The organism is Candidatus Falkowbacteria bacterium, assembly GCA_018674305.1.
GTDB lineage: Bacteria > Patescibacteriota > Patescibacteriia > UBA11705 > JABHMO01 > JABMRF01.
In genome coordinates this window covers 84,363-102,850 of the sequence record JABHAL010000001.1, presented here as the reverse complement: position 1 = coordinate 102,850, position 18,488 = coordinate 84,363, and the positions used below count along the sequence as shown (strand labels likewise).

Below are 18,488 nucleotides of genomic sequence, written 5' to 3'. Positions count from 1 at the left end.
TGCGTTAGCATGTACTTCGGGGCTGATTTTGAGGAAAAAAAGAGTGAATAAAAAAAGTAATGTCATGCTGAGTTTACCGAAGCACGACATTACTCAACTATAAATGAAAACATACTTCACATACATTTTAAAATGCTCTGATGGTAGTTTTTACACTGGAATTACAAATGATTTGGATGCCAGATTGTCTGGTCATCAAAGAGGTTTGAACTCTAAAAGTTATACATATAGTCGACGTCCTGTTAAGTTGGTGTATTCTAATGATTTTTATGATGTAAATGAAGCTATCTCATTAGAAAAGCAGATTAAAGGTTGGTCAAGACGAAAAAAAATAGCTTTAATTGAGGGTAGAATTGATGATTTGATTGCTATTGCAAATGAGAATAATTATAATAGCCCATGTCACCTTGAGTATACAGAAGGGCTGTCTTAGTTAAGCCATGATAATTGTCGTACTTCGGTAAACTCAGCATGACAATTTGGGTTGTTGTTACAAAACATTCAACATGATAATTATTTATTGAGTTGTTTTAAAAAGAAAAGAGCCCAACCTAGATTCAGGTTGAGCTCCTTGTTGAGGAATTTCTAAAGGTTCGGTGGTGTCAGCATTCGTTCCGGTCGAAGAACCAACTCAATCGTCTCATGCGGTGCGTTGAGTTGACCAAAAACCATTCCGTTGTCGATGTAGAACTTATGGTATTCTTTGGCAACGACTTGTCCTTTTCGGTAAAGCGTAGCCAATGCTCCATGTCTCTCGATCGAGTAGTTCTCGCCAAGATAGCCAAGAACACGGTTGTCATCCTCTGAAAGGACATGCCCGCTGTTCTTGATCCTGGGGTGTTCGAGAAGTATTCCAAGTTCCATTTGCCAGCCTTTGTCTGGGTCGTAGTTGCTCAGCGCGAGTTCGTAAATCTCTGGCTGATCTCCTGTTACGTAGACCGTGGCGTAGGAGGGTTTCTTTCCCTTGTTGTCCGAGAGCTGAATCCACATCGGAGTTCCGACAGGGAGTTCGAGATTCTCAAAAACCAGTTCATTGTTCATGGATTCGACTTGTTGAGTGAAAGGGATTCCCTTATTCTTTTTCGGGTCGTAGTTGGTCCCGTGAAGGGTACCGACGTGATTACCGAAGGGGAGCTTATCGTACTTGACGATAAGGAGAGCCTTGGGTTCCCCACATACGCAATCTTTACTAGGCTCATAGCTAGCTAGTGTTAGAACAACACCCATGCCGAACCCACAACAGATCCCTATAATTATAGCCAGTTTCCAATTCATGTTATTTCTCCTTTATCTGTTCGGGTAAGTGTTGGCGTCCCAGATAGGAAAGCCATTTTCTTCCAAATCGCCGAAGTTGACCTCTTTTGTTTCCAGGTCATAGTCTTCGACGCCGGCTGTGAACGTGGCGATCCGCAGTTCCGCTAAATTCGGAATTCGGTAGTCATCCAGTCCTTCGTAGAAATCAGAGGTGTAAATCCAGAACCCGATTTCCAAGTCTTCCAGTTTTACATACGGACCAACAAAGCAACCGTGCATGTTGACCGGAAGACCGGTGATACTAACTACCTTGGTGCCGGCTTGCCCAGGACTGGGCGTTTTGTACGTTACTGTACCGGTCCAAGTCGGGTAGACGCCCATGTCTATGTCACTTTTCAGAACGGGGAAACAGCCCATCACCGAGACGTAAATCTCGGTCTCGGGTACTTCGACCGTCTCGACAGTTGTCATCTCTTCTGACAATTCAGTAGTCTCAGTGGAATTTTCCTCTCCACCGAAATCGCAACCAGAGAGACCAACCAACAGAACAACAGCAATGAGAAGGGCATTGATAAGTTTCATGATTATTCCTTGCTATTATGGGCACATACGTCCCTGGCATAGCTGCCTAAAGATAAGTTAACCGAAAATGCCACCAATGATGAAAAGCACTGCAGAAAAAGCCAGGTACCACAGAAATGCCTTGAATACGGGAGACGAAGGATCGTCTATCATTAAATTTCCTGCTATTATTGGGGATTTAGCCCAGGCATAGCTGCCAAAGTGAAAGGAACATTATTATATTTTCAATTACATTATAGCATATTTTTAATAAAAAGTCAAGGGCGAGTAATGAATTATGAATTATGACGTATGAATAATGCTCAAATTTATCTAAATTTAGTCAAAGTCAAGACTGCTTAATATTGACATACTGCCAACTTTGGCAATTATTCCTTGGTTCATCAGTATATCAGTCTGCCTGCCGGCAGGCAGGTAAATTCAGTAATCACTTATGTACTTAGTCGACGGTTACAACCTACTATATTCTACAGATCTTGATACTCGAGAAGAATTAATTTCATCTCTGAACAAATTTTGTGTTTACCGTAAAAAGAGAGCAAAAATAGTGTTTGATGGTTATTCAAATGAAAACTTGAACACCGAACTTGTTCAGGTAGAATTTGCAGGTGATGCGGATAAGTCTATTGCCGAAATCGTTGAGACATGCGATAATCCGTCATATTACATTTTGGTCACCTCAGACAAAGAATTAAAATACATTGCTCGAAAAAATAAAATTAAAACTATTCGATCTGATGAGTTCAATTTTCAAAACCCAGATCCGGTTCAAATTAAAGAAGATGAAAGTGAGAATTTCTTTTTAACGGAAACTGAAGTTGAAGAACAGTTAAAAGAATTTAATTATTTTCAGAAAAGTTAAATATGGGAAAAGATTATTACAAAATTTTAGGAATTGATAAAAGCGCTACTCAAGATGAAGTTAAGCGCGCTTTTCGTAAATTGGCACATAAGCATCATCCAGATAAGGAAACCGGCAATGAAGCCAAATTTAAGGAAATAAATGAAGCTTATCAAGTCCTTGGAAAGCCAGAAAAACGTCAACAATATGATCAGTATGGTACAACATTTGACCAACAAGGTGGCTTTGGCGGTGGTATGAATTGGGGTGATTTTATGCGGCAGGCTAGAAGTGGCGGTGGCGGGGGTGTTAAATTTGATTTTGGTGGATTGGATTTGGGAGATATTTTTGGTGATATGTTTGGTTTTGGTGGAGGGTCTCGTTCTAGGCAACAAAGTCACGGTGAAGATATTCAAATTGATTTACAAATAAGTTTCAAGGATTCAGTTTTTGGTATAAAAAAGCAAGTTGAACTATTCAAAACTGTAAAGTGTGAGCATTGTAATGGAAACATGGCTGAACCTGGTACTCCGATCAAAACTTGTACTACTTGTAAGGGACAAGGACAGGTTAGTAAAGTACAGCAAACTATGTTAGGTGCATTTCAGACTGCAAGTGTTTGTCAGGAGTGTAATGGCGAGGGTAAAAAAGCTGAAAAACCATGTACTAAGTGTAGTGGCCAGGGAGTTGCTAGAAAAAAACAAAGTCTTGAATTGGAAATCCCTGCCGGTATCGAAGGTGGTTCCGCAATTAGATTAACTGGCAAGGGCAATGCTGCCCCTTATGGTGGTCATCCAGGAGATTTGTATGTGAGGGTTCATGTTAAGGCTGAGAGTAGGTATAGACGACATGGTAATGACATTCATGTAAAAGAATCAATTTCATTTGTTCAGGCTTCACTGGGCGATAAGATTGATGTGAAAACTTTAGACGGTGAACTTAGTCTCAAGATTCCAGCTGGAACGCAACCAGGGACTAGATTCAGAGTGCGTGATAAAGGCGTTACTTATTTGAATTCACCTGGACGTGGTGATTTATATGTTGAGGTTGAAGTTCAAGTTCCTAAAAAATTAAGTAGAAGACAGAAAAGATTATTGCAAGAGTTGAAGCAGGAAGATTAAAATTATCTAAATAAAAAAACTTCCACCTTAGATTCCGGATCGAGTTCGGAATGACGAGGTGGAAGTTTTTTTTGTAGTTTATCGGTTTACTTTAATTTCTAGTGCATTAATCAAAGGGTTGTCTTTGTCTTGTGGATTAATCTTGATAGATGCTTGGTCATTGATTTGTAGGTCCTCCAGTGCAAGTGGCATTTCCTGGGCAATTGAGTTGAAGTCTAGTCCTTCTGAAAAGGCAATATCCTGATTAATTTTAATATAGAAAATTTTAGTATTTGGCGTAACTTTGAATTTCAATTCCCGTGGCTGGTCTTTTATAATATCATCAATAGTTCTTATTTCAGAGGCAACAGTTATGGTTTGATTGGAAATAGATTTGATTGTAGCGTGAATTAAATCATCTGGTTGACTGGGCATCAAGTTAAAAACTGGTAGTTGTTTGACTTGCTCTGCAAATTCTTGAACCGCAACTTGTTGAGCTTGTTCAATTTTGTCATTTGCTAGAATATTTTTCCCAACATAGATTCCAGCTAGTAAACAGATAAAACCAACCATTATGATTAAAATGATAACAATTGTCCAAGTTAAAAGATTGTTCATAGAATTATAATTAATAATCAGCCATAAAATTATAACATAAATTGTGACTTAAGTTAAATGATGGTATAATTAAATGAGAAGAAAATTGTAAAACTAAAAAACGGTCAAGTATGAAGAAAACATATTTCATGTTAGCTTTTGTGTTTTTAGCAACCTCGTTTGGTTGTGTCTTAATGTTGAATCAAGCTTCTGCTTGGACAGAACCGATTAAATCTCCACCTGCGGGCAATGTTGAGCCACCACTAAACATTAGTGTTAACAAGCAGATTAAACAAGGTTCGTTAGGTCTCATGGGTGCAGATCCTGGGTCTGGTTATTCCTTGGCAATTAAACAAAGTGTTTATGGTGGAATTAAAGTAAATAATAGCGATCAAAGTATTTCGACTTTTATGGGAATGCCAAAGTTTTCATTTTACTCGAATATAAAAAAGGATGCTAGCATAGGATTTAATACTGAAATTTATAGTTCCAATTCAACAGGTGTTAGGGCAATGAATTATGCAACAACTGGGGTCGGCGCTTTCATATATAGTGGCGCTACCGGCGCTTATATTTTTGGTTCGGACCTGGGAGCTTCTGTCGGGAGTAATAGTACAGGTTTGAGTATCCAGGCAAAGGAAAAAGGTTTAACTTCGATTTTAGTCAATTCAAGTAATAGAAAGCGCAGTGAAACTTCTCTGACATATTTTGATAATGGACAACCTATAGGTTTAAGAGCTGCAAATCTAAATTCTCATCAACAGGTCACCAGTTATACTGAATTGGGAAAAACTGATGTTGGGTTAAAAGCGTATGGAAAACAATTAGCTGCTCATTTTGAGGGTAATGTATATGTTAATGGAGGTTTAACTGTTCAGAGTGGTTGCAGCGGTTGTGGTGATTTAGCTGAAGCCTTAACAATGGCGCAAAGGGTAGACGCGGGTGAAATTGTCGCGACTAATCAGCAATTAGAATTAATTAAAGCAACAAAGCGAAGTGCAACAGTTATTGGGGTAGTTTCAACTTCCCCTTCAATGACATTAAATGACGCACAATACGTTAATGGTCAACCAGTAGCTTTGGCCGGAATTGTGCCGGTTAAAGTTAATACAGAAAATGGCCCAATTAATCCTGGCGATTGGGTTACAGCATCCAGTACAGCAGGTGTGGGAATGAAAGCAGTTGATCCAGCTACTGTAGTTGGCAAGGCTTTGCAAGGCTTGGCTCGTGGAGAGGGGCAAGTTAAGATTTTTGTGGACTTGGGTTGGTTTAGTGGGTCAACTTGCGAAAAATAGTAAAGTAAGATAAAGTTTTATTATATGTTGAAATTGTATAATACAATGAGTCGTAAAATTGAGGAATTCAAGCCAATTAGCGAAAAAGAGGTGACGATGTATAATTGTGGACCAACTGTTTATGATTATGCCCATGTTGGTAACCTTCGGTCTTATATTTTTGCTGATATTTTGAAAAGGTCTTTACTTTATAATGATTTTAATGTTAAACAAGTTATCAATATTACAGATGTTGGACATCTGACCGGAGATAGTGACGAAGGTGAGGATAAAATTGAAAAGAGTGCACGATTAGAATCAAAAAGTGCAAGTGAGGTTGCAGAGTTTTATACAAATGCATTCAAACAAGATTTGATTAAATTAAATATTCTTTCACCGGAAATCTGGGCCAAGGCGACTGATCATATTCAAGAAATGATAGATCTGGTAAAAATGTTAGAGAAAAATGGATTTACTTATAAAATATCAGATGGGATTTATTTTGATACCAGCAAGTCCAAGGAATATGGAAAATTGGCCAAGTTAAATTTAGAAGGACAAGAAGAAGGCGCGCGAGTTGAAGTTAATTCTGAAAAGAGAAATCCAACTGATTTTGCGTTGTGGAAATTTTCGCCAAAGGAACAAAAGCGCCAGATGGAATGGGATTCACCTTGGGGTGTCGGTTTTCCTGGTTGGCATTTAGAATGTTCCGCTATGAGCATGAAATATTTGGGTGAAACTTTAGATATTCATACAGGTGGGATTGATGCTACTCCTGTGCATCATACTAATGAGATTGCCCAGAGCGAAGCTGCTACAGGAAAAACTTTTGTTAATTATTGGCTACATAGTGAATTTTTGTTAATTAATGATGGTCGGATGGGTAAATCAAAAGGCAATTTTATAACTCTGCAAACCATTGAGAATAAAGGTTTTGATCCAATAGTATATAGATTCTTTTGTTTGTCATCACATTATCGCAGTAAGTTAAATTTTAGTTGGGAGGCCTTGGCCAATGCTAGAAATGGTTGGGATAAATTCAAAAAGAAGTTTATGGATTTAGGTAAAGTTGACGGCCAGGTTGATCAGGTTGTTTTTGATAGGTTCAAGGAGTATATTGACAATGATTTATCTATTCCTCAGGCGCTGGCAGTTGCTTGGGATGTTCTTAAATCTGACAGTTCAGATGCTGACAAGCGAGCGACTTTGCTTGCTTTTGATAAGGTCTTCGGTTTAAATTTAGAAAATTTACATAAGGAGGAAGTTAATATTCCAGCAGAAGTTCAAGTTTTGATTGATAAACGTTTACAAGCTAGACGAGATAAGAAATGGGACAAGGCTGACGATTTAAGAAAAGAAATTGAAGATCTGGGATGGTTGATCGAAGACGCAGCGGATTCAACTGTAATAAAGAAAAAATAATAAAGAGCTGCTTGATGTAAAGCAGCTTTTTTTGTGTAATATTGTTATCGCCATTTAATCAAAAAAATCATTTTATACAATATAGCAACATTTATGAGTAATTTTTGGCTAAAATTTAAGAAACCAATTATAGCTTTAGCGCCTTTAGCGGGAATAACAGATTCTGCTTGTCGTTTGCTTTGTCGAAAAAATGGTGCAGATGTTGTGTATACTGAAATGACTTCAATTGACGCACTGTATTATGATTCAAAAAAAACAATGCAGATGCTGGATTTGAATAAAAAGGAAACACCCGTGGTTGTTCAACTGTTTGGTAAACGACCAGAGTTGATTGCTAAGGCAGTGGAAATAGTGGAACAAGCTGGCTTTGATGGTGTTGATATTAATTTCGGATGTCCTGCAAAAAAGGTCGTTGCACATGAGGGTGGTATTACTTTGCTTCGAGATTTAAACTTGTGCTATGAATTAGTTCAGGCGGTTTGTGAAGCAACCAAGTTACCCGTTTCTGTAAAAACTCGAGTTTCGATTAATAAAAAAAACAGTTCGGAAAAAATAACGGTGTTAGATTTTATTGATAAGATTAAAGATTTGCCGGTGACCACTTTAATGTTGCATGGCCGAACTTATGAAAAAGCTTTTAGTGGTGAAGTTAATTATGACATGATGAAGTTGGCTAAACAACAATTCAAAGGAATTGTTTTGGGCAACGGAGGAATTAATGAGCCAGAAGATGCTAAAAAAATGTTGGAGCTGACTGGCATGGATGGTGTTGGTTTAGCTCGAGGTATTTATGGTCGACCGTGGCTTTTTAGTCAGATTAATGATTACTTGAAAAAAGGTAAATTTAATCATCCAGATTTAAAACAAATAAAAAAAATCGCGTTGGAGCACGCCAAGTTGAATTATCAAACCAAAGGTGAACATGGTTTGGTTGAATTACGTAAACATTTGTGTTGGTATTTTAAAGGTTTCCCAGGTGCGTCTAAACATAGACAAAAACTAGTTCAGGTTAAAACCTTGGCAGAGGTGAAAGCAGCTTTGAAAAGCATTTAAAAGAAAAGCTGCCACTTGAGGTTTCAAGTAGCAGCGGTTGAGGTTAAGGTGATCGGTTGCGGGCGGCCTGGATGATAGCTCCGATAAGTCGAAAGGGGAGGGTAATGACGAACCACATTCCGTGGCCAGTTGCATTTACCAGATTTCCCCCTAACTTTTTCAGCGCTTTGTCCAGTTTTTTCTTCCACGATTTGGGCAGTAAGACGTTTGTGCCCAGCTCATAAAAGAAGAACATCACTCCGCAGAAAATAACAAGGCAAATCAGGGTGTCTAGGTTCATGCTTCCAGTCGTCATTTTAGCCCTCTTTGTTAAATTCATATCATTATAGCATATATTTTTTAAAAAGTCAATATGTAGACCTAGTTTTTATCTAAAATTAGGGTTGATTATCTTGTTAAAAAGTGTTAATTTGTTGATTGCATTTACCCATGAAGTATAGTATAATTGATTGTGTATAATGAGACATTGATTTTTTTGTTATAACAAGTAAAATAAAAACAATATATGACAACCAAAACAAATGCCCCAACACAGGAAAGCGTTTTGCCAGAACAAGAAGTTCCGCAAGAAGATGTTCAAGTTCAACAAGTAGTTGAGACTCCGACTGAAAGTGAAAACACTCCTGAGCAGGCTGCAGAAGCTGTTGCTCCAGTTCAGGAATCAGAAGCAGCAGCTGTTTCAACTGTGCAATCGGCTCAACCCACTAATGAAGATGAGCCGTCAGAGGTTAAGGCTTTTAAAAGTGAAGATCTGCAGCAAATTGAAAAAATACTTTCAGAAGGTCTTGATGATTTATATAAGGAATTACCAGAAAATCGTAAAGCTGAATTTAGACAAAAGGGTGAGGAAACGGCCAGAGCAGTTGAACGACTTTTGGAGTCAGCGAAAGTAAAGATTGGCAAGGTTGTTCGGTTGATTACTGAATGGTTAAAAATGATTCCAGGTGTGAATAAGTATTTTCTTGAGCAAGAATCAAAAATTAAAGCTGATAGATTATTAGAATATAAACAAGATAAAGAAGAGGGGAAGATTTAAATCCTAAATCCTAATATCTAAATCCGAGATAAATTTAAATTTTAAATTTTATAAATTGAATATTGTTTAGAGTTTAGGATTTGGAGATTAGAGTTTAAGAATGTTATGTTTATCCGTAAGATTGGAATTGACCTCGGTACAACTTATACTTTAGTGCATTTACCAAAGAGGGGAATCGTAATTAACGAACCCTCTGTTGTTGCTATTTCCATGACAGATAAAAAGATTCTGGCAGTTGGTGATGAAGCTAAAGAAATGATTGGTAGAACACCGGACACTATTATTGCTAGCCGTCCATTAAAAGATGGTGTGATCGCTGATTACAAGACAACTGAAGCAATGCTTCGGTATTTTATTAATAAAGCCGTGGGTGGAATTAAATTATTTCGACCGGAAGTTATGGTAGCTGTCCCAGCGGGTATAACTTCAACCGAAAGAAGGGCAGTAATTGATGCTACTATCGCGGCAGGTGCGCGAGCAGCTTATATTATCAAAGAGCCTATTGCTGCAGCTATTGGTGCCAATATTCCAATTGGTAGTGCTTCTGGGCATATGATTATTGACATTGGTGGTGGAACTTCTGAGATTGCAGTTATTTCTTTGGGTGGTGTGGTGGCCTCAGCTTCAGTTCGAATTGGTGGAAATAAGTTTGACACTTCAATTGCTGAGTTTATTCGTCGTAAATACAATTTGGCCATTGGTGAAAGAACCTCTGAAGATATTAAAATTGAAATTGGTTCAGCTATGTATAGTGAAGGCCCAGCAGTTTTGGATATTCGTGGTCGAGATATGATTGCGGGATTACCCAAGACGATTACTATTAGTTCAAATGATGTGACGGAAGCTTTGCAAAAAGATTTACAGGGAATTGTGGAGGCAGTCAAGGAAGTTTTGCATCAAACACCACCAGAGTTGTCAGCTGATATTATTGATAAAGGTATTATTATGTCCGGTGGTAGTAGTTTACTCCGTGATATTGACCAATTAATTTCTCGAGCTGTAGGTGTTCCAGTTTACGTGGCTGATGATGCTCTTTTGTGTGTTGCCAAGGGAACCGGAATCGCTCTAGACAATTTGGAATTATATAAACGTTCAATTTTAGCAACGAAGTAAAAGATGATGCGAATTTGCTAATTATATGCAAATAACGCGAATTGCTAATTATTATTTATTCGCAATCTGTAGATTAGCATATAATTAGCACATTCGCATAATGGTATGATAATAGGGATAGATGCTTCACGAGCAAATAAAGATAAAAAGACAGGCGTAGAGTGGTATTCTTATCATTTGATTGAACAGTTCAAAAAGATTGATAAGGAGAACCGCTATTTTTTATATACAGACAAACCATTGAAGGGTGATTTGGCCAAGTGTCCAGACAATTTCGAAGAGAAAATTTTAAAATGGCCTTTACCGCGATTTTGGACTTTGGGTCGATTGTCCTGGGAGATGTTATTCGGAAAAAAACCTGATGTCTTGTTTGTGCCAGCGCATACTATTCCTTTGTTTAATCCGAAACGTGTAGTTGTAACTGTTCATGATATTGGCTTTGAGCATTTTCCTGAATTATATAAATGGGCAGATAAACTTTATCACAGGCTCACAATTCGTTTCATTAAACGTTTCGCAGATAAGATAATTACTGTGTCTCGATATTCAAAGCATGATATTAGTGAATTTTATAAAATTTCTTTAGATAAAATTAAGGTAGTTTTAAATGGTTTTGATAATGAAAACTACAAACAGCTTGATAATTTAACTCCAAAACTTAAAGATCCATATATTTTATTCATTGGACGATTGGAAGAAAAGAAAAATACACCAAGGTTGGTTGAAGCTTTTGGTCAATTCAAAACTAAATATCCTGAAAATAAGCATAAGTTGGTTTTAATAGGAAAGGGAGCTTTTGGCTTTGATCGAGTGCAGGCAAATATCAAGAAGTACAACTTGGAAAATGAAGTGATTATGCCAGGTTGGGTTGCTGATAAGGAATTGCCAGGTTGGTTAAATGGGGCTGATCTTTTTGTTTTCCCTTCTTTGTTTGAGGGGTTTGGCATCCCGGTGATAGAGGCTATGGCCTGCGGTTGTCCGGTTATTTGTTCCAATACGACTAGTCTTCCGGAGGCGGCTGGATCCGCAGCCTTGATGTTCAATCCGGAAAAATCTGAAGAAATAGTTGCTCGATTGGAGCAGGTTTTATTAAATCCTGAGGTTCAGGAGTCTTTGCAGGTCAAGGGCCTTCGGCAAGCTGAGCAGTTTTCCTGGCAGCAGTGTGCAAAGCAAACTTTAAGTCTTTTAATTGGCAATTGAAAAGAATTTTGCTAAAATAATTATATGAGTACTGAAATAGATTTCAACTGGCAAATCATCGGACATAAGCGAATAAAACAGTTTTTACAAAGGAATGTGGTTAATGAATCAATTTCACATGCTTATTTGTTTTTTGGACCAGCAAAAGTTGGAAAAACCTCAGCTGCGAAAAAATTTGCTCAGTCATTGTTGTGTGAGAACTATGATCATTATCAGAAGACACGAGAGGTCAAGGGAGCTTTGCCATGTGGAATTTGCTCTGCCTGTGTTCAGTTTGACAAAAAAATTTATCCGGATCTTTATATTGTGGAACGTGAGATTAATGAAAAGACTGGTAAAAAAAAGGGTCAGATTGCAGTTGGGCAAATTAGGGAGTTGCTAGGTAAAGTGGCGAAACGCTCATTCATGAATTCTTATAAAATTGTACTTATACCGGAGGCACAGTTGCTTAGCCAGGAAGCTAGTAATTGTTTACTCAAAACTCTAGAGGAGCCAACCCCGCGTACAATTATAATTTTAATCAGTCCAAGTAAAGATCTTTTGTTGTCTACGATTTTATCCCGAGTTCAACTTATTAAATTTTTGCCAGTTACACGGCAATCTATTTATGATTATTTATTGGGCCGGGGTGCGTCTAGAAATTTAGCTAAAGAATTGGCGAGCATGGCTCAGGGGAGACCGACCATGGCCATGAAAATGTTCAACAAGGAAGACAAGCTTACAGAATATCAATTCATTAATAAAGAACTATTACAACTATTGGGTTCGGGTATAATTGATCGCTTTCAATTTATTGAAAAGATGGTAGGTAAAAAGACAAATAATGAAGAAATAATTAAAAAACTTGACTACTTATCTGCTTTAACTCGAGACGTTCTGTTGACAGTTAATTATCGTGATGATTTATTGACTAATCAATTTTTAGTTCAGGAGTTGAAGCAGTTTAGAGATAAATATTCAGTAAAAAGATTGTCTGGGTTTTTAGGAAAAATTGAACAAGCAAAAAGGTTGTTATTACAAAATGTAAATCCGCGATTATTATTAGAGAATTTATTATTAAACATATAAAATAAAACACGAAAACACAGAAAACACAAAAACACAAAATGCATTTACGGTAATGGTTTCGTGATTTAGTGATTTTGTGGGTTCGTGAAATCAAAAATATGAGGAGGAAATTTTTTTTACTTTTAGTTGTCGGTGTATTAATTTTTGGCACTACAGGTTGTATTAAATTGAAAAAATCAGGAACAACAAAATCAAACCTTGGTGGTGTATTTATGACTGATGATCGGTTCGAAACATGGAAGAACCGTAGCAATTTAATGACTCCAGGTGAAACTCCTGGTACAATTTCTGATACAGACATTTATCTTATGCGTTTTGATCCAAGTGATCAGGAGGCTATGTATGCAGCCACTAGGGGAGATGGTTTGTTTTATTCCTACAATCGGGGATTGGGCTGGATGAAGTCTTCGAAATTACCAGCTGGTTTGGTTTATGACATTGTGATCAACACCAAGGATAAATGCACTCTTTACGCGGCCGTCAGTAATAACATTTTCAAGAGCGAAGATTGCGCTCGTAATTGGAAACAAATGTATTTCACTGATAGTTCTGAGAAAATAGTATCTGCCTTGCAGATTGATTGGTATAATCCAACTATTATTTATGCAGGTTTGTCTGATGGTAGTTTTTTACAAACTTCTGATGGTGGTCAGAGTTGGAAAATGCTAGAAAAGTTTCCGAGCAGAGTAAAGAAAATTGTGGTTGATTCTTTTGATAGTCGACGACTTTATGTCGGTGTGAGTGGAACAGGTTTATATAAAAAAGATATTGATAGTGATGATTGGACAGGTCTAAATAAGGCTATGAAAGATTTTAGTGGAGCAAAAAAGTATTATGATTTTGAAGTTTCCGAGAGTAAGGAAAATTTGATTTTATATGCCAATAAATATGGTGTCTTGCGTAGTTTAGATGGAGGCTTAACTTGGGCTGAAGTTAAACTTGTAACTCCGCCAGGTGCAGAAGTTATTTATTCTTTGGAGATTGATCCAACTAATGAAAATTATATTTACTACAGTACTAATTCAGCTATATACAAAACATTGGATGGTGGAGAAAATTGGGTAATTAAACAAATGCCAACTACTCGTGTTGCTGGAGAAATAATGGTTCATCCCAAGGAAACAGCTAACATCTTTGTTGGTGCTAAGTTTGTTGAACAAAAGTAAGAAAGTAGGACAAGTAAAACAAGTTAAACAAGCAAGACAAGTTAAACAAGCAAGACGAGTAAAAATTTAAACTGGTCTCGCTGATCTCGCTGGTCTCGCTTAAGAAATATGTCAAATCAATACATTGAACAGCATGAGGGGGATTTTAAAAAAGGAAATGAGCATTTTGAAAAAGAGTTAGCGACAATTCGAGCAGGTCGAGCAAATCCAGCGATGCTTGAAAATATTTTGGTTGATGCGTATGGGGTGAAAACTCCTATAAATCAGCTTTCAAGTATTTCTGTTCCAGAGGCTAGGGTTATGACAGTTGAGCCATGGGATAAAAATTTATTAAAAGAAGTTGAAAAAGCTATTACTTACGCTGACTTAGGTGTTGGTGTGTCTGGAGAAAGTACCTTGGTGAGAGTTACCGTTCCACAAATGACTGAAGAAAACCGTAAAGAGATGGTTAGGGGTATGAATGAAAAATTAGAAGCAGCCAAAGTGGCTGTGCGTTCAGTTCGGGAAAAGGTAAAAGAGGCAATCATTTCAGGTGAGAAGAGCAACGAAATCACAGAAGATGATAAATATGCCTATATCAAAGAGCTGGATGAAAAGGTTCAGACATTAAATAAGCAATTACAAGAGTTAGCAGAGGATAAAGAAAAAGAAATAATGTCAGTTTAATTGAGTAATGAAAAGTTTATCAAGTTTATAAAGTTGAAAGGAGATGCATGAGCTATCTTCTTGGGCTTTAAGAAAGCTTGTTTATTTCATATGAGTGAAAAAACATTAGAGAAAATTATAAGTTTTAGTAAAAGGCGGGGATTCGTTTATCCATCATCGGAAATTTATGGTGGTATGGCCGCTGTATATGATTATGGTCCATATGGAGTTGAATTAAAGAACAATATTCAAAATGCTTGGTGGAAAAACATGGTCCAAAGCCGAGAAAATATTGTCGGCTTAGATTCAGCAATTTTTATGTCTCCAAAAGTGTGGGAAGCCAGTGGTCATGTGAACGGTTTTTCTGATCCGTTGGCAGAATGTAAAAAATGTCATGCTCGTTCTCGAGTGGATCATTTATTAGAAGCGATAGATGTCTTTGCTGATGAAAAAATGTCAGAAGAAGAGATTAATAAATTATTCAAGGAAAATAAGGATAAGATTAAGTGCCCTAGCTGTGGATCAAAGGATTTTACAGATGCTAGAAGTTTCAACCTCTTAGTAAAATCAAATTTAGGCAACTTTACTGGTAGGTTGGATGAAGATCCAACTTATTTGCGTGGTGAAACTTGCCAGGGAATTTACGTTAATTTTAAAAATGTTTTAGATTCCAGTCGAGTCAAGGTTCCCTTTGGAATTGCTCAAGTAGGAAAAGTTTTTCGAAATGAAATCACAGCCCGCCAATTTATTTTTCGTACACGAGAGTTTCAACAGATGGAAATGCAGTATTTTGTTCAACCTGAGGAAGCTAATGCAGAGTATGCAAGGTGGAAGCAGGCGCGATGGGATTTTTATGTTCATGATCTGGGAATAAATGAAAAAAAATTGCGTTGGCATGAGCATGAAAATTTAGTTTTTTATGCCAAAGAGGCTTGGGATATTGAATATGAATTTCCTTTTGGATTTAGTGAAATTGAGGGTATTCACAATAGATCTGATTATGATTTGACTCAACATAGTAAATTCTCTGGTTGTGATTTGAGTTATACGGACCAGCGAACAAAAGAAAAATATACACCCTGGGTGGTGGAAACATCTTCTGGTTTAGATCGTGCTTTGTTTACCGTTTTGTCTGACGCTTATACTGAAGAGAAGGTTGGTGATGAAGAAAGGGTGGTTCTGAAGTTGAAAAAAGAGTTAGCGCCTGTGAAGGTTGCGGTTTTTCCCCTTTTGAAAAACAAACCAAAGCTTGTTGAAAAAGCCAAAGAAATATTTGATATCCTGAAAACAAAATGGGTTTGCGAATTCGATGATAACGGTAATGTTGGTAAAAGATACCGTCGGCAAGATGAAATCGGTACTCCATATTGTATAACAGTTGATTTCGACACTCTTGAAAAAGATAATACAGTCACTGTCCGCGATCGGGATTCAATGGAGCAGGAGCGGATAGAAATTGACAAGCTCGAACAATATTTTACAGAAAAACTTAGTTAAATAAAAAGTAGGAGTTCAGGTTTGAACTCCTACTTTTGTGGTAGCTAGTTGATTATCATAAGCGCGAAGTAGAGGTAAATGCATGCAACCATTAAACTTATTATGGCTGAAGCATAGGAACCAGTTGTTATATCTTTTTTGGGGCGCAAAGGAAGGGCGATCATTGGGGCTAAGTTGCCAAAACCAATGAGCAGTAGTGGAACCAAAGATAGTTCTCTGATTGTGAGCATGCAGAGCATCCCGAGTCCTGAGGCTACACAACTAATGACTATAAGCGTTTGGATTGCAAATTTTCGACTAGTAGATAGATCCTTGTAGGGATCCTCATTTTCTTCTGTCATAACGGCTTGATCCGTTTGCATTTGTTTCTCCTTGGCATTGTTATTAATGATCTTACATAATACATAAGATTATAGCATAACGCACATGCTTTGTCAATAGTCTGGTAAATTTGCATGAAATTTGTAAATATGTTAAATTATTTACAGTTCAAATGGCTCTTTTTCTGGAGGTAGAAAATGTATTTATTGGCGCATTGTGGACAGATTCATTTCAGTTTTGGAATGTTTCTAGTGCTTGTTGGTATCGTGATTTATTTCGTGATTGGCAGACTAATATTCGGAAAACGAAAGAATCAACATCGTGTCGAATATGACATGAATCAGGTCTCTGGCCATATTTGCAACTGTAGCCTGGAAGAAGAAGACTGGGGACAAAATAAGCTGGTTCAGCCAGAAGAAGAAGACTGGGGACAGAACGACGTAGTTCAACCAAAAGAAGAGAACTGGAATGTTTAAGTCAGAAAATAGAAGACAAAGGAGCAATATAATTGTTCCTTTTTTTGTTTTTATGGTATAATAAATTTGAAATTAAACACAAAAATACATATAAAAAACAAAATATGAAATTATTTGATGTAGTTACAGTTGGTAGCGCACTTAAAGATATAATGTTCTACAGTAACGAAATTGACATTATAAAAAATCCCAAAAAAGATCCACTGCGAGAAAAATTAATGACCGTTGAATATGGTGCGAAGCTACCAATCAATAAAGTGTTTGTTAATTATGGTGGTGGTGCTCTGAACGTGGCAGTTGGTTTAAAAAATTTCGGACTGGATGTGGCGCCGATGGCTTCACTTGGTAATGATCAGGTTGGTAAAGAAATTTACTCATACCTTAAGGGTTTAAGAATAAGTTCGAACTTGGTTAGAGTTACCAAAGAAGACAGAACTGGTTTTTCTATTATAATGACGGCGGTTAAGGATAGAGAACATACAATTTTTACTCACAAGGGTGCAAGCAATCATTTGGAAGTATTTGGTTTACGAAACTTTCGAACTAAATGGTTTTATGTTTCATCTCTGACCAGTCATGATTGGGCTTTGCAGTTTGATAAAGTTGTTCGACAAACCAAGCGTAATGTTAAAATTGCTTGGAATCCAGGTTCTCTGCAACTGGAAGAACATGACAAAATGAGAATGTTCTTGCCCGAGATTGAGCTTCTAGTTTTGAACAAAGATGAAGCTACTCAGTTGGTTAAAAGCGAAAAACCAAGAACCCCAAAGGCTAAATTAAAAGATACTAAGTATTTATTAAGAACTATTAAAAGTTTTGGGCCAAATAAAGTAGTTGTCACACAAGGCGCTCGAGGTGTAGCAGCAATAGATGATACTGGTAATTATTATTATATGCCATCACAAGGAGTGAAAAGTAAAATTGTTGACACCGTTGGTTCAGGGGATTCTTTTTCCTCAGGTTTAGTGGCCGGTTTGGTTAAATGGGATAATTTTGAAAAGGCTCTGAAGTTGGGAATTCGTAATAGCGCTTTTGTTCTTTACAGAGTTGGAGCGCAAAATGGTTTGTTGAAAATAAAGTTATAAAAAATATATTATAATAAAAAAAACGTCCCTTGCTGTTGCTTGGGGACGTTTTTGGTTTTTAGGGAACGGGAAGAGCTGAAAGTTCTTTCTCAACTGCAATAAGCTCTTGCTCAACTTTGTCTGCCAGGCCATTGATTTCTCTTTTGAACATTGTACGATGATTGGGATGCATGTTGGTGGTTTTGTCCAGTTTAGAATGATCGCGAGCCCAAGGCAGAATAATGTCTCTAGTTTCATGGATTTTTCGTATTGCTTTGTCGTGACGGCAGTGCAGTAAGGTTCTCAGGTTGTGTAGCCGGTCAGCTAGTTTGACTATTTTTGTTGGGGTTGAATTACTGGATAACATTCTCGCCCAGCGTTTTAAAATATCAGGTTGTCTTTTCTTGGGGACTTTGGTTAATTCATGCGCAACTTTGGTGATTTCCGGATGAAAATGATCAAACATGATTTTTAAATGACGGACTTTTGACATGTAAGTGTCTTCAAGCATGTCATGAAATAAACTTCCACAAACAATAATAGTTAAACGAAGCTGATCAGTAATGGTTGTTTCTGTTAAACAAATCCATGCGACAGCTTTGACGTGTTCAAAGTATCGTTCACCATCGTCGCGAACTTGACGACGGTGTGCTTCCTTGGCCATTTTGTAGGAAGCTTCAATGAAATTACGGCAACGTTCATCAGAGATTTTCTCTTTAACTTTAGCAAAAAATTCATCGTAAGATGGTGAATTATTAGCATTCATGATAAGCCTCCAG

Annotated in this window: 20 protein-coding genes; 15 read left to right on the top strand and 5 right to left on the bottom strand. The window is 37.3% G+C overall.

Annotated elements, in window-relative coordinates:
• Positions 1 to 103: 103 nt before the first annotated feature.
• On the top strand, positions 104 to 433 hold the full coding sequence (locus HN643_00545; GenBank protein MBT7500146.1) for a GIY-YIG nuclease family protein: 330 nt from the start codon (positions 104 to 106) through the stop codon (positions 431 to 433).
• 152 nt (positions 434 to 585) lie between these two features.
• On the opposite strand, the gene HN643_00540 is transcribed toward HN643_00545, so the two are convergent.
• Positions 586 to 1,275, bottom strand: coding sequence for a hypothetical protein (locus tag HN643_00540; protein ID MBT7500145.1), 690 nt, complete (start codon positions 1,273 to 1,275; stop codon positions 586 to 588).
• Between the two features lie 12 nt (positions 1,276 to 1,287).
• On the bottom strand, positions 1,288 to 1,836 hold the full coding sequence (locus tag HN643_00535; GenBank protein ID MBT7500144.1) for a hypothetical protein: 549 nt from the start codon (positions 1,834 to 1,836) through the stop codon (positions 1,288 to 1,290).
• A gap of 433 nt (positions 1,837 to 2,269) precedes the next feature.
• On the opposite strand from HN643_00535, the gene HN643_00530 reads away from it, so the two are divergent.
• Together HN643_00530 and dnaJ are read left to right on the top strand one after the other, a co-directional pair.
• A complete protein-coding gene (locus HN643_00530) occupies positions 2,270 to 2,698 on the top strand; it encodes a hypothetical protein (GenBank protein ID MBT7500143.1) in 429 nt (142 codons plus the stop codon).
• A gap of 2 nt (positions 2,699 to 2,700) precedes the next feature.
• Positions 2,701 to 3,798, top strand: a complete 1,098-nt coding sequence (dnaJ, locus tag HN643_00525) for a molecular chaperone DnaJ (GenBank protein ID MBT7500142.1) — start codon at positions 2,701 to 2,703, stop codon at positions 3,796 to 3,798.
• Positions 3,799 to 3,876: 78 nt separating this feature from the next.
• On the opposite strand, the gene HN643_00520 is transcribed toward dnaJ, so the two are convergent.
• Positions 3,877 to 4,395 (bottom strand): hypothetical protein, encoded by a 519-nt coding sequence (locus HN643_00520; protein ID MBT7500141.1) that lies wholly within the window; start codon positions 4,393 to 4,395, stop codon positions 3,877 to 3,879.
• 110 nt (positions 4,396 to 4,505) lie between these two features.
• Here HN643_00520 and HN643_00515 point away from each other — a divergent pair, with 110 nt between their 5' ends.
• The 3 genes from HN643_00515 (at position 4,506) to HN643_00505 (ending at position 8,123) form a co-directional block, all read left to right on the top strand.
• Positions 4,506 to 5,669 carry a hypothetical protein gene (locus HN643_00515; GenBank protein MBT7500140.1) on the top strand — a complete coding sequence of 388 codons (1,164 nt, stop codon included), beginning with the start codon at positions 4,506 to 4,508 and terminating at the stop codon, positions 5,667 to 5,669.
• A gap of 27 nt (positions 5,670 to 5,696) precedes the next feature.
• On the top strand, positions 5,697 to 7,070 hold the full coding sequence (locus HN643_00510) for a cysteine--tRNA ligase (GenBank protein ID MBT7500139.1): 1,374 nt from the start codon (positions 5,697 to 5,699) through the stop codon (positions 7,068 to 7,070).
• 93 nt (positions 7,071 to 7,163) lie between these two features.
• Positions 7,164 to 8,123: a tRNA-dihydrouridine synthase gene (locus HN643_00505; GenBank protein MBT7500138.1), complete on the top strand. Its 960-nt coding sequence runs from the start codon at positions 7,164 to 7,166 to the stop codon at positions 8,121 to 8,123.
• Positions 8,124 to 8,166: 43 nt separating this feature from the next.
• Here HN643_00505 and HN643_00500 read toward each other — a convergent pair whose 3' ends face one another.
• A complete protein-coding gene (locus HN643_00500) occupies positions 8,167 to 8,442 on the bottom strand; it encodes a hypothetical protein (protein ID MBT7500137.1) in 276 nt (91 codons plus the stop codon).
• Positions 8,443 to 8,628: 186 nt separating this feature from the next.
• Here HN643_00500 and HN643_00495 point away from each other — a divergent pair, with 186 nt between their 5' ends.
• The 9 genes from HN643_00495 (at position 8,629) to HN643_00455 (ending at position 17,730) form a co-directional block, all read left to right on the top strand.
• On the top strand, positions 8,629 to 9,159 hold the full coding sequence (locus HN643_00495; GenBank protein MBT7500136.1) for a hypothetical protein: 531 nt from the start codon (positions 8,629 to 8,631) through the stop codon (positions 9,157 to 9,159).
• A 105-nt stretch (positions 9,160 to 9,264) separates the two neighbouring features.
• Positions 9,265 to 10,272, top strand: coding sequence for a rod shape-determining protein (locus tag HN643_00490; GenBank protein MBT7500135.1), 1,008 nt, complete (start codon positions 9,265 to 9,267; stop codon positions 10,270 to 10,272).
• 105 nt (positions 10,273 to 10,377) lie between these two features.
• Positions 10,378 to 11,472, top strand: a complete 1,095-nt coding sequence (locus HN643_00485; GenBank protein MBT7500134.1) for a glycosyltransferase family 4 protein — start codon at positions 10,378 to 10,380, stop codon at positions 11,470 to 11,472.
• A gap of 24 nt (positions 11,473 to 11,496) precedes the next feature.
• Positions 11,497 to 12,540, top strand: coding sequence for a DNA polymerase III subunit delta' (locus HN643_00480; GenBank protein MBT7500133.1), 1,044 nt, complete (start codon positions 11,497 to 11,499; stop codon positions 12,538 to 12,540).
• A gap of 98 nt (positions 12,541 to 12,638) precedes the next feature.
• The gene (locus HN643_00475; protein MBT7500132.1) at positions 12,639 to 13,706 is read left to right on the top strand and encodes a hypothetical protein; all 1,068 of its coding nucleotides are present in this window, start codon (positions 12,639 to 12,641) and stop codon (positions 13,704 to 13,706) included.
• Positions 13,707 to 13,814: 108 nt separating this feature from the next.
• A complete protein-coding gene (gene frr / locus HN643_00470; protein ID MBT7500131.1) occupies positions 13,815 to 14,372 on the top strand; it encodes a ribosome recycling factor in 558 nt (185 codons plus the stop codon).
• A 90-nt stretch (positions 14,373 to 14,462) separates the two neighbouring features.
• Positions 14,463 to 15,848 carry a glycine--tRNA ligase gene (locus HN643_00465; protein MBT7500130.1) on the top strand — a complete coding sequence of 462 codons (1,386 nt, stop codon included), beginning with the start codon at positions 14,463 to 14,465 and terminating at the stop codon, positions 15,846 to 15,848.
• Positions 15,849 to 16,366: 518 nt separating this feature from the next.
• Positions 16,367 to 16,645, top strand: a complete 279-nt coding sequence (locus HN643_00460) for a hypothetical protein (GenBank protein ID MBT7500129.1) — start codon at positions 16,367 to 16,369, stop codon at positions 16,643 to 16,645.
• Positions 16,646 to 16,749: 104 nt separating this feature from the next.
• Positions 16,750 to 17,730: a carbohydrate kinase family protein gene (locus HN643_00455; GenBank protein ID MBT7500128.1), complete on the top strand. Its 981-nt coding sequence runs from the start codon at positions 16,750 to 16,752 to the stop codon at positions 17,728 to 17,730.
• A gap of 58 nt (positions 17,731 to 17,788) precedes the next feature.
• Here HN643_00455 and HN643_00450 read toward each other — a convergent pair whose 3' ends face one another.
• Positions 17,789 to 18,475, bottom strand: a complete 687-nt coding sequence (locus tag HN643_00450) for a bifunctional (p)ppGpp synthetase/guanosine-3',5'-bis(diphosphate) 3'-pyrophosphohydrolase (protein ID MBT7500127.1) — start codon at positions 18,473 to 18,475, stop codon at positions 17,789 to 17,791.
• Between the last annotated feature and the right edge of the window lie 13 nt (positions 18,476 to 18,488).